Annotated in this window: 12 protein-coding genes; 4 read left to right on the forward strand and 8 right to left on the reverse strand. The window is 65.7% G+C overall.

Features of this window, described 5'->3' with window-relative positions; all coding sequences use genetic code 11:
* Window positions 1-54: 54 nt before the first annotated feature.
* Genes LXM94_RS06880 through LXM94_RS06900 form a run of 5 tightly spaced genes read right to left on the reverse strand, consistent with a single transcriptional unit; the run spans window position 55 to window position 5998 of the window.
* A complete protein-coding gene (locus LXM94_RS06880) occupies window positions 55-1560 on the reverse strand; it encodes an aldehyde dehydrogenase family protein (protein ID WP_235770422.1) in 1506 nt (501 codons plus the stop codon).
* Complete coding sequence (locus tag LXM94_RS06885) at window positions 1560-2339, reverse strand: enoyl-CoA hydratase/isomerase family protein (protein WP_235770423.1); 780 nt, start codon at window positions 2337-2339, stop codon at window positions 1560-1562. Before LXM94_RS06885 ends, LXM94_RS06880 begins: the two co-directional genes overlap by 1 nt.
* Complete coding sequence (locus tag LXM94_RS06890; RefSeq protein WP_235770424.1) at window positions 2332-3945, reverse strand: acyl CoA:acetate/3-ketoacid CoA transferase; 1614 nt, start codon at window positions 3943-3945, stop codon at window positions 2332-2334. Before LXM94_RS06890 ends, LXM94_RS06885 begins: the two co-directional genes overlap by 8 nt.
* A gap of 8 nt (window positions 3946-3953) precedes the next feature.
* Window positions 3954-4955, reverse strand: a complete 1002-nt coding sequence (locus LXM94_RS06895) for a Gfo/Idh/MocA family protein (RefSeq protein WP_235770425.1) — start codon at window positions 4953-4955, stop codon at window positions 3954-3956.
* Window positions 4952-5998 carry a LacI family DNA-binding transcriptional regulator gene (locus tag LXM94_RS06900; protein ID WP_235770426.1) on the reverse strand — a complete coding sequence of 349 codons (1047 nt, stop codon included), beginning with the start codon at window positions 5996-5998 and terminating at the stop codon, window positions 4952-4954. Before LXM94_RS06900 ends, LXM94_RS06895 begins: the two co-directional genes overlap by 4 nt.
* 500 nt (window positions 5999-6498) lie before the next feature.
* Here LXM94_RS06900 and LXM94_RS06905 point away from each other — a divergent pair, with 500 nt between their 5' ends.
* Window positions 6499-7668 (forward strand): dihydrodipicolinate synthase family protein, encoded by a 1170-nt coding sequence (locus LXM94_RS06905; RefSeq protein ID WP_235770427.1) that lies wholly within the window; start codon window positions 6499-6501, stop codon window positions 7666-7668.
* 53 nt (window positions 7669-7721) lie between these two features.
* Here the strand turns inward: LXM94_RS06905 and LXM94_RS06910 are convergent, their stop codons facing one another.
* Both LXM94_RS06910 and LXM94_RS06915 read right to left on the reverse strand, forming a co-directional pair.
* Entirely contained in the window at window positions 7722-8318 is a 597-nt protein-coding gene (locus tag LXM94_RS06910) for an NADPH-dependent F420 reductase (RefSeq protein WP_235770428.1), read from the reverse strand.
* Between the two features lie 100 nt (window positions 8319-8418).
* Window positions 8419-9204, reverse strand: a complete 786-nt coding sequence (locus LXM94_RS06915; RefSeq protein WP_235770429.1) for a 3-oxoacyl-ACP reductase family protein — start codon at window positions 9202-9204, stop codon at window positions 8419-8421.
* Window positions 9205-9316: 112 nt separating this feature from the next.
* On the opposite strand from LXM94_RS06915, the gene LXM94_RS06920 reads away from it, so the two are divergent.
* From LXM94_RS06920 to LXM94_RS06930, 3 genes are all read left to right on the forward strand, one after another.
* On the forward strand, window positions 9317-10246 hold the full coding sequence (locus LXM94_RS06920) for a LysR family transcriptional regulator (RefSeq protein WP_235770430.1): 930 nt from the start codon (window positions 9317-9319) through the stop codon (window positions 10244-10246).
* Between the two features lie 68 nt (window positions 10247-10314).
* Complete coding sequence (gene ung, locus LXM94_RS06925; RefSeq protein WP_235770431.1) at window positions 10315-11010, forward strand: uracil-DNA glycosylase; 696 nt, start codon at window positions 10315-10317, stop codon at window positions 11008-11010.
* A gap of 73 nt (window positions 11011-11083) precedes the next feature.
* Window positions 11084-12070 carry a squalene cyclase gene (locus LXM94_RS06930; protein ID WP_235770432.1) on the forward strand — a complete coding sequence of 329 codons (987 nt, stop codon included), beginning with the start codon at window positions 11084-11086 and terminating at the stop codon, window positions 12068-12070.
* 12 nt (window positions 12071-12082) lie between these two features.
* On the opposite strand, the gene LXM94_RS06935 is transcribed toward LXM94_RS06930, so the two are convergent.
* Window positions 12083-13036 (reverse strand): nucleoside hydrolase, encoded by a 954-nt coding sequence (locus LXM94_RS06935; protein ID WP_235770433.1) that lies wholly within the window; start codon window positions 13034-13036, stop codon window positions 12083-12085.
* Window positions 13037-13072 lie beyond the last annotated feature (36 nt).

The raw sequence follows: 13072 nt of genomic DNA on the forward strand, positions 1-13072 counted from the left end.
GGTGCAATCCGTCATGCCGCCCGGTGTGCCCGCCCGCAGTTGACGGGAGCTTTCTCATCGCGGCACCCACCAGCTGGTGCGCGCACCCACGTGCATGTTGAGCGTCTTCGTCTCCGTGTAGTCCTCCACCGCATGGCGACCGAGCTCGCGGCCGAGGCCCGATTGCTTGTAGCCGCCAAAGGGCAGTTCCGAGGCGCCGTCCATGAAGGTGTTCATCCAGACCGTGCCGGCGCGCACCTTGCGGCCGATGGTGAGGCAGGTGTCGAAATCGCGACTCCAGACGCTGGCCGAAAGCCCGTAGTCGATCGCGTTGGCGATGCGGATCGCTTCGTTCGTCGTCTCGAAGGTGAGGACAGAAAGCACCGGGCCGAAGACCTCCTCGCGGGCAACGGCCATCTCCGGTGCCACGCCGGACAGGATCGTCGGCGCCATGAACTGGCCGAGGCCGAGGTCGAGTGCCGCACCGCCAAGCGAGATGGAAGCACCGGCCTTTGCCGCATCGTCGACATAGGTGCCGATCCTGTCGAGATGCTGCGGCGTGATGATCGCGCCGACCTGCGTCGTCGGATCGAGCGGATCGCCTACCTTCACTTGTCTCGAAAGTTCTGCGATGCGGGTTGTAACGTCGGCGGCGATATCCTTGTGCAGGATCAGCCGCGAGCCGGCGTTGCAGCACTCGCCGGCATTGAACCAGGCGCCGAAGACGGCGGCGTCGACGAACGCGTCGAGATCGGCATCCGGGAAGACGATCTGCGGGTTCTTGCCGCCGAGTTCGAGCGAGACCTTCTTCAAGGTTTGCGCCGCGTTCGCCATCGTCAGCCGGCCGACGCCGGTCGAGCCGGTGAAGGAGACCATGTCGACATGCGGATGCGTCGTCATCACACTGCCCACCTCGGGGCCGGTGCCGGTGACGATGTTGACGACGCCCGCCGGGACACCGGCCTCGATGAGGATTTCGCCGAGCACGAGCGTCGAACCGGACGTCAGTTCCGAAGGTTTGACGATAGTCGTGCAGCCTGCGGCGAGCGCAAAGGGTAATTTTTGACTTACGATCAGGAACGGGAAGTTCCAGGGCGTGATGATCGACACGACGCCGACCGCGTCGCGCAGCACGACGCCGAGCGTGCCCTGTCCGAGTGTGTTGTAGCTCTCGCCATGCAGGTCACGGGCAAGGGCTGCCGCATAGCGCCAGATATCGGCCGCGCCGCCGAGTTCGCCCTTGGCCTGGCTGATCGGCTTGCCGGATTCGATGCAGTCGAGGAAGGCAAGCTCGTCCGCCCGCGCGGCAATGAGGTCAGCGGCTTTGAGCAGGATGTTGGAGCGCTCGGCACCCGTCATGGTCGGCCATGGCCCGTCGTCGAAAGCCCTGCGGGCTGCCGCGATGGCGCGCTCGGCATCGGCTCCGGTTCCGGCGGGATAGCGGCTGACCACGGTGCCGTGGCCGGGCGCAACGCGTTCGATGGCGCTGCCGGCACCTTGCGTCCAGGCGCCATCGATCAGCATGCGGAAGTCGCGTGCCTTGAAGTCGTCGAGCGCCTTGGGTCTCACATGTGCGGTCATCACCATTCTCCCTTGAAGTCCGCCGGACGTTTCCCCGTGAAGGCCGCGACGCCTTCCTTCAGGTCCCCGGTCTTGGCGACGAGGATCGAGCCGAGGGCCTCCACCGCCGCACCGTTGTCCTCGCCATTCGCCACTGCGATCATCAGCTTGGACACTTCCGTCGCTGCAGGCCCGCGCGCTGTGATGCGGGCTGCATAAGCCTTCGCGGCATTGACAGCTGTTCCGGTCTCCACGACCTGGTCGACGATGCCAAGCGTCGCGGCTTCTGCGGCCGTCAGCACTTCCCCGCCGAGCAGCATGCGTCGCACGGCTTGCGCGCCGAAACGCTTCACCAGCCGTTGCGTGCCCGACCAGCCGGGCACCATGCCGAGGCCCGCTTCCGGCAACCCGATTTTCACTTGGCTTTCCGCTACGCGGATATCGGCGGCGGCGGCCAGTTCCAGACCGCCGCCCAGTGCATGGCCGTTGACGGCGGCGATCAGCGGCATGCGCAACGTCGCCAGCCGCTCGAAGACGCGGTGGCCAAAGCGGACCCAGGCGTGGCCGAACTCATTGGGTTCCATCCCGGCCCAGGCGCGGATGTCGCCACCCGCCGAAAACGCCTTCCCCTCGCCGGTCAGGATCGCGACGCGCACCGCAGCATTGGCCTCGATCTCATCGCAGGCGGCGGAAAGTTCCTTCAGCATGTCGATGTCGAAGGCGTTTGCCTTTTCCGGTCGCGCGATGGTGATCGTCGCGACTTCGCCCTCAACGGAAACGCGGATGCGCAGCTCAGCCATGGTGCGCTCCTTCCGGCCGGCGCGGTGCCTTCTGTGGCAGCGTCAGGCCGATCGGCGCATCGGTGAAGAGTGCGGCATCCATCACCTTCAGGTCCGGCGAGACGATGAGGTCGAATTCCGACTGGTCGAGGATATGTGCCTTAAGATCGACGCCCGGCGCGATCTCGCTGAGCACGACGCCTTCCGGCGTCAGCTTCAGCACGCAGCGCTCGGTGACATAGGTGACGTCCTGCCCCTGCGCGACGCCGCGCGGGCCGGAGAAGGTGACGTGCTCGACGGCATTGACCAGCTTTTTCAGCTTGCCTTCCCTCTCGATGACGAGCTTGCCGTTCTCGACGGCGAGTTTCGCACCGGCATTGAACATGCCGGAGAAGACGATCTTCTTCGCGCGCGCCGTGATGTCGACGAAGCCGCCGGCGCCCGCCGTCACATGCGGCCGGAAGGCGAGCTTCGAGACGTTCACCGAACCGTCCCTGCCGATTTCCAGGAAGGAGAGCAGCGAGGCGTCGAATCCGGCGCCCTGGAAATAGGTGAACTGGTAGGGCGAGGGCATGAAGGCATCGGCATTCGAGGCGCAGCCGAAGGCGAAGTCGAGCAGCGGCACGCCGCCGACGGCGCCCTGTTCGATCACCCAGGTGACGGCGCGGTGCAGGCCCTCTTCCATTAGGATGCGCGGCACGTTGGCCGAGATGCCGAAGCCGAGATTGACAGCGCTGCCGGCCTCCAGCTCCTGCGCCACGCGGCGGGCAATGACCTTCTGGACGTTGAAGTCCGGGACGCGGAAGCTATCGAGCGGGCGGAAGATCTCGCCGGAAATGGCAGGGTCGTAGAGCGTCTGTGTCGTCTGCTTCTGGTCCGGATCGACCACGACATAGTCGACCAGGATGCCGGGCACGCGCACGTCATGCGGTTTGAGCGAGCCTTCCTTGGTGAGGCGTTTCACCTGTGCGATGACGATGCCGCCATTGTTGCGAGCGGCGAGCGCCTGGTCGAGCCCGCCGAGATAGGCACCCTCGTGCTCATAGGTCAGGTTGCCGCGCTCGTCGGCGGTGGTGGCGCGGATGATCGCCACCTGCGGCGCGATCGCCTTGAAATAGAGCCATTCCTCGCCGGCGAAGGTGATCTTCTCGACCACCGGTTCACGGGCGGCGGAGGCGTTCATCGCGCAGCCTTCGCGAGACGGATCGACGAAGGTTTCGAGCCCCACCTTTGTGATCACGCCGGGGCGCCGGGCGGCGGCCTCGCGGTGCATGTCGAAGAGGATGCCGGAGGGAATGTTGTAGGCCGGAATGTCGTTGCCGGTGATCATCTGCCAGATCAGCGGCGGTTCGGCAGAGGAGGGACCTGAGGGGTAGGAGCCGCCGATGATCTTCGCTAGCAGGCCCTTCTTCGCGATATGGTCGACGCCCTTGATGCCGCTCATGTCGCCGGCGGCGATCGGGTGCAACGTCGTCAGGTTTCGCGGATGTCCCGTCGCGTCGAAACGCTCGCCGATCGCCTTCAGCGTCAGGTCCGGGCAGCCGAGGCCGGAGGACGACGAAACCGATACGACGGCGCTGTCCGGGATCAGGTCTGCGGCTTGCCTGGGGGTGATATGCTTGCTCATTCTCGTGCTCAAAGTCCGGATTCGATTCTGACGACGCGGCCCGTCCTTGCGGCCTCGACCACGGCAAGACCGGTCGCGAGCGACCAGACACCGTCTTCGCCCGTCGCGGCCGGCCGGCCCTTGCCGGCGACGGCTGCGTGGAAGGCGGCAACGGCCGATTCGTAGAGATTGCGGTGATCGAGCGGCAGGTCCTGCTCGCCCGAGGCGTCGCGGAGCGTGACGGTGCCGGTCGCGCGCTGGCTCATGACATTGCGGCCGATCAGCGAGCCCTCGGTGCCATGGACCTCAAGGCCTGTTTCGGCGAATTTCGTCGTGAAGCCGTCGTGGAACTGGGCGATGAGGCCGGACTTGAAACGCAACACGCCCATCACGGCGTCTTCCAGTTCGCCCTTCGCCATGCCGCCGGCCTGCGAAAAAGCGATAGCCTCGACGGGGTCGTCGTCGAGCACGAAGCGCAGCGTGTCGGTGTCGTGCACCGTGATGTCGAGGATGACGCCGCCGCCGGCTTCCGGCCGGTCGAGGCGCCAACCCTGGAGATGCGGCGGCAGATAGACGGCGTGGAAGACGCGGGCGGAAAGCGGCCTGCCGATGCGCCCGGCCTTGATCACGTCACGCATGGCCCGGTGCGTCGCGGCATTGCGCAGGTGATGGTTCGTCGCCATCACGACGCCCGCGTCCCTCGCCGCCTTCACCATGGTGCATGCGCCGTCCAGCGACATCGCCAGCGGTTTTTCGCAGAGAATGTGCTTTCCGGCGCCGGCGGCGGCCAGCGTCTGGTCGTGATGCAGTTCGTTCGTCGTCGAAATGTAGACGGCGTCGATCGCCGGATCGCTTAGCAGGTCGTCAAGCGATGTCGTCGATTTCGGGATGCCCTGCTCGGCCGCATAGGCCTTGCCGCGCTCGGCGTTGGTGCTCATCACGGAGACGATCTCGCCGCCGGTCGCGCGGATTGCACCGATTACCCATTCCCTCGCGATCGTGCTCGCACCGATCAGGCCCCATGTCGTCACGCCAGCATCCTCCTTGCTCCACCGTTCCCGCCGGCGCCGCAGCTCTCGCGGACGACGAGGCGCACGGAGTTGACGATCGCCTCGGGTTCGGCCCGGCCGGCATTGATCTGCTTCAGCAGCATCTGCGCCGCCCGCCGGCCCATGCCCTGCGGATCGACGGAAACGGTCGTCAGTGCCGGCACGGCCGTTTCCGCCTCGATCACATCGTCGAAGCCGACGACGCCGAAGTCGCGGCCGGGCTCCTTGCCTTTCGCACGCAGCCCGTCGCAGACGCCGAAGGCGGCCGCATCGTTGAAACAGAGCGCCGCCGTCGGCGGCTCGGGCAGCTGGAGGGCGCGTTCGACGGCTGCGACCCCGCCCGCCCGTGATGCCGTCGAGGCGATCACGAGGTCGTCCGATGCCGGGATGCCCGCTTTGTTCAACGCGTCGCGCCAGCCTGCCGTGCGTTCGGCGAAGACGGTCGTGTTCGCCATGCCGCCGAGAAAGGCGATACGGCGGTGGCCGAGCCCGATCAGATGCCCCACCGCGTCCATCGCCCCGGCGTAGTTGTCGGAAAAGAGTGTCGAGACCTTCGCGCCGACGACATTGCGCACGACAGCGAGCACTGGAATGCCACTCGCCACCAGCGGCTTCAGGTCGGCGGCCTCCGTGCCGCGCGCCGGCGACAGGATGAGGCCGGAAATGCCGTGCTCGCGCATCGAGGCGATCACCTCACGCTGCCGGTCGACACTTTCCGCCGAGTTGGACAGGAACTGCACGTAGCCCGCCGACTGCATGACCATGTCCATGCCGACGGCCAGTTCCGCGAAGAAGGAGTTGGTGAGGTCGTTGACGACGATGCCGATGATCCGCGAGGATGCCGACTGGCGAAGGTTGGCGGCGCCGCGATTGTAGACATAGCCAAGGTCGCGGATGACGGCGGTGACCTTCGCGCGCGTCGCCTCGTTGACCAGCGGGCTCGATTGCAGGACGAGCGAGACGGTCGACTTCGACACGCCGGCGGCGCGCGCAATATCGACGACGGTCACCCGGCCCTTGCTCACGATCTTCCTCCCTGCACGGCGCGTTCTGGCCGCTTGTTGATGGCAGATAATTGGATCGTTCCAAATTTGTCAAGTGTTCGGTTGGAGTTTTTTGTATGTGCTGTTCGGTGGAGAGCTTTAAATCCGGTTGCGGTGGGACTCGTCGATGACTCTCGCCGTCGCGGTCCGGTTTCGGCATAGCAGATCCTCGGGACAGGCCCGAGGATGACGAGGCTCAGTCAATTAACGCGGTGCCTGTGGAAGCGTTTTCGGGAAAATATGAATACTTTTCATAATTTAAGACGGAGTATTGGTTCGTTCTGCGTCCGCATATTTCCATGGGGCGTCATGGTCGGGCTTGTCCCGACCATCTGGTGTCGTCGAATGGAGACAAGGTCTTGATGGTGCCTGCTCGATAGCACTGTCTTGCACTCGGCAGCCTAACACCCGGTTCGCCTCAATTTTCATCTTGAAATTTGGAACGATCTAAATTATTGCCCAAGCAACCTCGGGAGGAAACTATGCCGATCAGCCTTTCCCTGCCGCGCGCCGACGGCGGTGTCGAAACCTACACGCTCGTCGGAACACCGACCGCGAGACCGGCCACCGCACCGCGTTTCAGCCGCATCGCCTATGCCGCCGCGCACGTCGTCTCCGATCCGCGTCGTGACAGCCGGCCCTGGGAAGCGCCAGCGATCGATTGGGAGCGCACCATTGCCTTCCGGCATCACCTGTGGTCGCTCGGCTTCCGCATCGCCGAGGCGATGGATACGGCGCAGCGCGGCATGGGGCTCGACTGGACCGGCGCGCAGGAACTCATCCGCCGCTCGCTTGCGGATGCGCGCACCGTGCCGGGCGCCGACCTCGCCTGCGGCGCCGGCACGGACCACCTGAATTCTGCAGACGCCCGCTCGCTCGACGACGTGATCGAAGCCTACGAAGAACAGATCGGTTTTGTCGAGAAGCATGGCGGCCGCGCCATCATGATGGCGAGCCGGGCGCTTGCCCGTGTCGCGACATCGCCGGACGACTACCGCACGGTCTACGGCCGCATCCTCGGCCAGACGAAGGACAAGGTCGTGCTGCACTGGCTCGGCGACATGTTCGATCCAAACCTGAAGGGCTATTGGGGATCGGGGGCCTTCGAGACGGCGCTCGACACGGTCCTCTCGATCATCGCGGAGAATCGTGACAAGGTCGAAGGCATCAAGATCTCGCTGCTCGACAACGCCAAGGAAGTGGCGCTTCGCGACCGGCTGCCCGACGGCGTGCTCTGCTTCACCGGGGACGACTTCAACTATGCGGAACTGATCGAGGGGGACGGGCGGAAATATAGCCACGCGCTGCTCGGCATCTTCGATGCCGTCGCGCCGCAGGCCTCCAATGCGCTCGCGGCGCTTGCTGCCGGCGATGTCGGCCCGTTCCGGGCCATCATCGAGCCGACCGTGCCGCTGTCGCGAAAAATCTTCGAGGCGCCGACGCAATATTACAAGGCGGGCGTCGTCTTCCTCGCCTGGCTGAACGGCCACCAGGACCATTTCACCATGCCCGCCGGCATGCAGTCCGCCCGCGGCGTGCTGCACTATGCCGACGTCTTCCGCCTTGCGGACACGGCGAACGTGCTCGACAGGCCGGAATTGGCAGCAGCCCGCATGCGGCAGTTGATGGCCGTGCTCGGGGTGTCTGTCTGAGACGCACCGAAGCGCCAGGCGCGGCCCGGCGCTCTTCCATCGCTCACGTCCCTTCAGCCGAGCTTGACCAGGTTCAGCGCCGGCAGGGGGCCGCCCGGGAACTCGACGAGCTTGCCGCCGACGGCCAGCGCGCCGAGATCGATACCGAAGAAGCCGAGCCTTTCGATCAGCCCGCCCACCGCCTCCTTCGCTGCCGCGTCGTCGCCGGAGTAGAAGAGGACGCGTCTGCCGCCGTCGCTTGCCGGATCGCCGGAAAGCAGATGCGGCTGCAGGTGGTTGAAGGCCTTGACCAGGCGCGCGCCCGGCACGGCATCGGCGAAGACGGCGCTTGAGACCCGTCCGCCGAGCTCCGCCTTGCGGAAGCTGGGCTCTACCGGGTTGTTGGCGTCGATGACGATGCGACCGTTCCAGTCCGGCAGGCCGGCCAGGGCGCCATTGAGCTTTTCCCACGGGACTGCGACGAGCACGATGTCGGCGCCTGCTGCCTGTTCCCGCGTTCCGGCGGTGATGAAAGGCGAAAGTTCCGCCTGGAGTGCGGCGAGCGATTCCGGGTCGCGGCTGTTGGCGATGGTGGCGCGGATGCCGTTCCTGGCGAGTGCGCGGGCGAAGGCCGATCCGATCTGGCCGGATCCGATGATGCCGATGGACATGGGACATTCCTTTCGTGGCGGTCTCCTGGACCGCTCTCCGGAGCGACGATGGGAGATGTTGGCAGCGAGCCGGTCGGTGCGACCGGCTCGCTCTGTGGCGTCAGGCTGTGAAACCGCCGTCGGCGACGATGTCAGCACCGGTGACGAAGGCCGCTTCCGGGCTCGCCAGATAGGCGACGACGCTTGCGATCTCATGCGCCTTGCCGTAGCGACCGATCGCCATGCCGGGGCCGACGATCTTGGAGACCGGCCCGCCGTCCGGGTTCATGTCCGTATCGGTCGGGCCCGGGTGTACGGTGTTGACGGTGATGCCCTTCGGCCCGAGGTCGCGCACCAGGCTGCGGTTGAAGCCGGCGACGGCTCCCTTGGTGAGCGTGTAGAGGGAGGCCGTCGGGAAGGCGGCGTAACGCACCATCGACGAGCCGATGTGGATGACGCGGCCGCCCTCCGCCATGTGGCGCACGGCCTCCTGCGTTGCGACGAAGACGCCGGTCACGTTGACGGCGATCATGCGCTGGTAGTCCTCGAAGGCGATGTCGGTGATCGGACCGCCGAGCGCGATACCGGCATTGTTGACGAGGATATCGATCGCGCCGAAACGGTCGACCGCGGTCTTCACGGCGGCGCGGACGGCCTCATGGTCGCCGGCGTCGGCCTGGATGGCGAGCGCGCGGCCGCCCTCGGCCTCGATGGCACGCACGACATCGGCCGCCTTGTCCGGCGAGCCGTGGAAGGTCAGCGCAACGGAGGCGCCATCGGCGGCGAGCCGCCGGGCGATTGCCGCACCGATCGAGCGCGAGCCGCCGGTGACGAGGGCGACCTTGCCGGTCAGCGCGCCGGTCACCGGCGTGGCCTGCGAGGCGGCGAGGGGGGTGATCTGGTTCATGGCTGTGCTCCTTGCATCAGGGTTTGTGTCTTTCAATGGAGCCAATATTGCGCTTTTTGTTCTTCGAGATTAGTCTGTAATAGCTGTCATTATCTTCAAGCATTCATTGAATATGGAAACACTTGCCAATCTCGAAAGTTTTGCGCGCAGCGCCGAAACCGGCAGCTTTTCCGCCGCCGCGCGCCGACTGTCGCTGACGCCGGCCGCCGTCAGCCGCAACGTCGCGATGCTGGAACGCAATCTCGGCGTCAGGCTCTTTCAGCGCAGCACCCGCAGGCTGACGCTGACCGAGGACGGCGAGCGTTTCCTGGAGGCGATCCGCGACAATCTGGAGGGCCTGCAGGCCGCTATTTCCGGTATTGCAGGCGGCCAGTCGGCGCCTGCCGGTCTCCTGAAAGTCAGCCTCAGCCCGACTTTCGGCCTGCGCTACGTGTTGCCGCTGTTGCCCTCCTTTCTCGCGGCCTATCCGGCGATCCGGCCGGAATGGCATTTCGAGAATCGGCCCGTCGACCTGATCGCCGAAGGCTACGACGCGGCGATCGGCGGCGGCTTCGAGCTTTCGCCGGGCATCGTGTCGCGGGCGCTCGCTCCGGCGCATCTGATCGCCGTCGCGTCACCCGGCTACATGATCGGCCATCCGATGCCGCGCGACCCCGCCGAACTCGGCGAGCATCAGGGCATCGTCATGCGCTCGTCGCGCACCGGCCGTCTGCGTACGGGCACGATGCGCACCAGCACCGGCGCGGAAATGCCGGTGGCGCTCAGGCCGACTGTGGTCGTCAACGATCCTGCGGCCATGGCCGAGGCCGCACTTCTTGGCCTCGGCATCACGGTCGTTGCGGTACCGGACGCCTTGCCGCATCTGGAGACGGGACGGCTCCTGCGTATCCTGCCGGACTGGTATATCGATGCCGGTTCGGTCTCGATCTACTATGCCAGCCGCATCCTGCTGCCGGCAAAGACCCGCGTCTTCGTCGACCATCTCGCCGGCGCGTTCCGGCGCGGGGGCCTGGCGGAACGGTTTTCGGCAAGCGTGCCGTAAGCGCGGGAGATGCTCGACAGCCCGCCGACTTTTGGCGATAGAAGACGGCTGACGCGAGGGAGTTTGACATGACCGAACAGACCATCCGGATCGGCGAAAGCTGGAAGGCGCCACTCTCGGCGGAGTTCTCGAGCCCCTATATGGCGAGCCTCAAGGCATTCCTTCTGAAACAGAAGGAGGAAGGCCGGCGCATCTTCCCGAAGGGCGCCGAGTATTTCCGTGCGCTCGACCTGACGCCGCTCGACGAGGTGCGCGTCGTCGTTCTCGGGCAGGACCCCTATCACGGCGAGGGGCAGGCGCACGGGCTCTGTTTTTCCGTGCAGCCCGGCGTGCGCATTCCGCCCTCGCTCGTCAATATCTACAAGGAGATGCAGGACGATCTCGGCATTCCGCCCGCCCGCCACGGTTTTCTTGAGCACTGGGCGAAGCAGGGGGTGCTGCTGCTGAACAGCGTGCTGACGGTGGAAATGGGCCGCGCTGCGTCGCATCAGGGGCAGGGTTGGGAGCGCTTCACCGACGCCGTCATCCGTGTCGTCAACGAGCAGGAAAAGCCGGTCGTCTTCATCCTCTGGGGCTCCTATGCCCAGAAGAAGGCGAGCTTCGTCGACCAGCGCAAGCACCTCGTCATCCGCTCGCCGCACCCGTCGCCGCTGTCCGCGCATAACGGCTTCTTCGGCTCGCGGCCGTTCTCGAAGGCCAACGACTTTCTCGTGAAACACGGACGCAAACCGATCGGCTGGGAACTTCCGGCGAGGCCGGAATAGGGGTTGTCGCTGGCGCCGGACGAAGGAAGCGGCTACAAATCCCTTGTTCCGCCCCGCTGACAGGTTGGCCCGCATGACCGCGTCCCTTTCGGTGATTGACTGGCTGCTCGATTCCGACCCGGCGATCCGCTGGCAGGTCCTGCGCGACCTGCTCGATGCGCCTGACGCGGAGTGGCAGGCGGAGCGTGCCAAAGTCGAGACCGAAGGCTGGGGCGCCGACCTTCTCTCTCGCCAGGATGCGGACGGACAATGGGCCGGCGGCGCCTTTATGCCGGCCGACTACACGGAAGAGAAATGGCGCGAACTGGGCCAGGCCTGGACCGCTACCTGCTTTTCGCTGCAGCAACTTCACGAATACGGCCTTGATCCCGCCTCCGAGCGCGCGCACCGGACAGTTGATCTTATCGGCCGGAATTCCCGCTGGGACGAGGGCGGCCAGCCCTTCTGGGAGGGTGAAGTCGAGGAATGCATCAATGCCCGCACGGTGACTGCGGGGGTCTACTTCTGCGTCGACGTTTCGCCGATCGTGAGACGGCTGCTCGGCGAGCGGCAGCCGGACGGCGGCTGGAACTGCGAGCGCTGCAACGGCTCGCATCGCTCCTCCTTCCACACGACGATCAATGTGCTGGAGGCTCTTCTTGCCTACGAGCAGGGCGGTGGCGGCACGCCGGAAACCCGTGCGGCGCGGGCGGCCGGCGAAGAATATCTGCTGAAACGCGGCCTTTTCCGCAGGCTTGCCACCGGAGAGCCGATCGACGAACGCTATTTGAAACTCCTGTACCCGACCCGCTGGCGCTATGATCTCCTGCGGGCGCTCGACTATTTCCGCGCCGCGTCACTGGCGACAGGCACGGACCGCGATCCGCGTCTGGCCGAAGCGATAGGGCACCTGCGCTCCCGCCGGTCGGAGGATGGCACATGGCCGCTCGACTGGACGATGAAGGGACCGGTGTGGTTCGAGATGGAAGCGGCGGGCAAGCCCTCGCGCTGGATCACGCTCCGGGCCTTGCGGGTGCTGCGCTGGTGGGACGCGTCAACGGTCGTTGGCGGCGTGGTGTAAGACGTCGCCGCTTCAGCCCTGTCGCACCAGCGTTTTCTCGATCAGGTTGATCACCATCTCCGCCTCGATGCCGGTGCAGGCGAGCTGGCTCGGGATGTCGTCCCAGTTGCCGGGCGGGAAATGGCGGCTGTCGGGTTTCTGGATCGTCTGGCCGTCGGCAATGCCGCCGGCGACGACGCGGATCGCGCCGCTGCGCGTCGTGAAAAGCTCCGGCGCAACGAGATAGACGCAGGCGCAGCTGTCGTGCACGACCATGCCGTCCTCGACATGCCGACCGTAGAAGTCGATGTAGAACTGCGAGATGTCAGAGAGCAGCTTTGCATCCTTGCCGCCGCGCTCGACGATGCGGGCAAGCCGCGTGCGCGTCATCACCGTCTGCATGGTAACGTCGAGGCCGACGACGACGACCTTCCACGGTGCCGTCATCACCACGTCGGCCGCTTCCGGGTCGCCGTGGATGTTGGCTTCTGCCGCCGGGGTGATGTTGCCCGGCACGTCGAAGGCGCCGCCCATGATGATGACCTGCTTGACGAGGCCGGCGATCTCCGGGTCCTCCTTCAGCGCATAGGCAAGGTTCGACATGCGGCCAACGGCGATCAGCGTCACCTCGCCGGGGTTGGCGCGCACGGTGTCGATGATGAAGCGGTGCGCCGGGCGGCCGTCGACCGGCAGGTCGATCGTTTCCGGCACGTCTATATTGCCGAGCCCGTCATGGCCGTGGATCAGCACCGGCCAGTCGACGGGGTTGCGCATCGGGTCCCAGGTCTTGCCCTCGCCCTTGGCGACGGGTGCGGCGATGCCCCATTCACGCTTCAGGAACAGCGCATTGCGCGTCGTCGTATCCACCGAGGCATTGCCGAAGACGGTGGTGATGCCGACGAGGTCGATCTCGGGATGGCGGTGCAGGAAGAGGAGTGCCATCGCGTCGTCCACACCTGGATCGGTGTCGAAGATGACCTTGTGCATGGTGTGGTTCTTTCATTCTTGCCGGTTTTGTCGAAG

The sequence above is a fragment of the Rhizobium alarense genome, assembly GCF_021555155.1.
Taxonomy (GTDB): Bacteria; Pseudomonadota; Alphaproteobacteria; order Rhizobiales; family Rhizobiaceae; genus Rhizobium_D; species Rhizobium_D alarense.

Excerpts from the sequence above, each read along its gene's own strand:
- LXM94_RS06880 (WP_235770422.1), bottom strand. The coding sequence starts at position 1,560 with ATGACCGCACATGTGAGACCCAAGGCGCTCGACGACTTCAAGGCACGC.
- LXM94_RS06885 (WP_235770423.1), bottom strand. The coding sequence starts at position 2,339 with ATGGCTGAGCTGCGCATCCGCGTTTCCGTTGAGGGCGAAGTCGCGACG.
- LXM94_RS06890 (WP_235770424.1), bottom strand. The coding sequence starts at position 3,945 with ATGAGCAAGCATATCACCCCCAGGCAAGCCGCAGACCTGATCCCGGAC.
- LXM94_RS06905 (WP_235770427.1), top strand. The coding sequence starts at position 6,499 with ATGCCGATCAGCCTTTCCCTGCCGCGCGCCGACGGCGGTGTCGAAACC.
- LXM94_RS06910 (WP_235770428.1), bottom strand. The coding sequence starts at position 8,318 with ATGTCCATCGGCATCATCGGATCCGGCCAGATCGGATCGGCCTTCGCC.
- LXM94_RS06915 (WP_235770429.1), bottom strand. The coding sequence starts at position 9,204 with ATGAACCAGATCACCCCCCTCGCCGCCTCGCAGGCCACGCCGGTGACC.
- LXM94_RS06920 (WP_235770430.1), top strand. The coding sequence starts at position 9,317 with ATGGAAACACTTGCCAATCTCGAAAGTTTTGCGCGCAGCGCCGAAACC.
- ung (WP_235770431.1), top strand. The coding sequence starts at position 10,315 with ATGACCGAACAGACCATCCGGATCGGCGAAAGCTGGAAGGCGCCACTC.
- LXM94_RS06930 (WP_235770432.1), top strand. The coding sequence starts at position 11,084 with ATGACCGCGTCCCTTTCGGTGATTGACTGGCTGCTCGATTCCGACCCG.
- LXM94_RS06935 (WP_235770433.1), bottom strand. The coding sequence starts at position 13,036 with ATGCACAAGGTCATCTTCGACACCGATCCAGGTGTGGACGACGCGATG.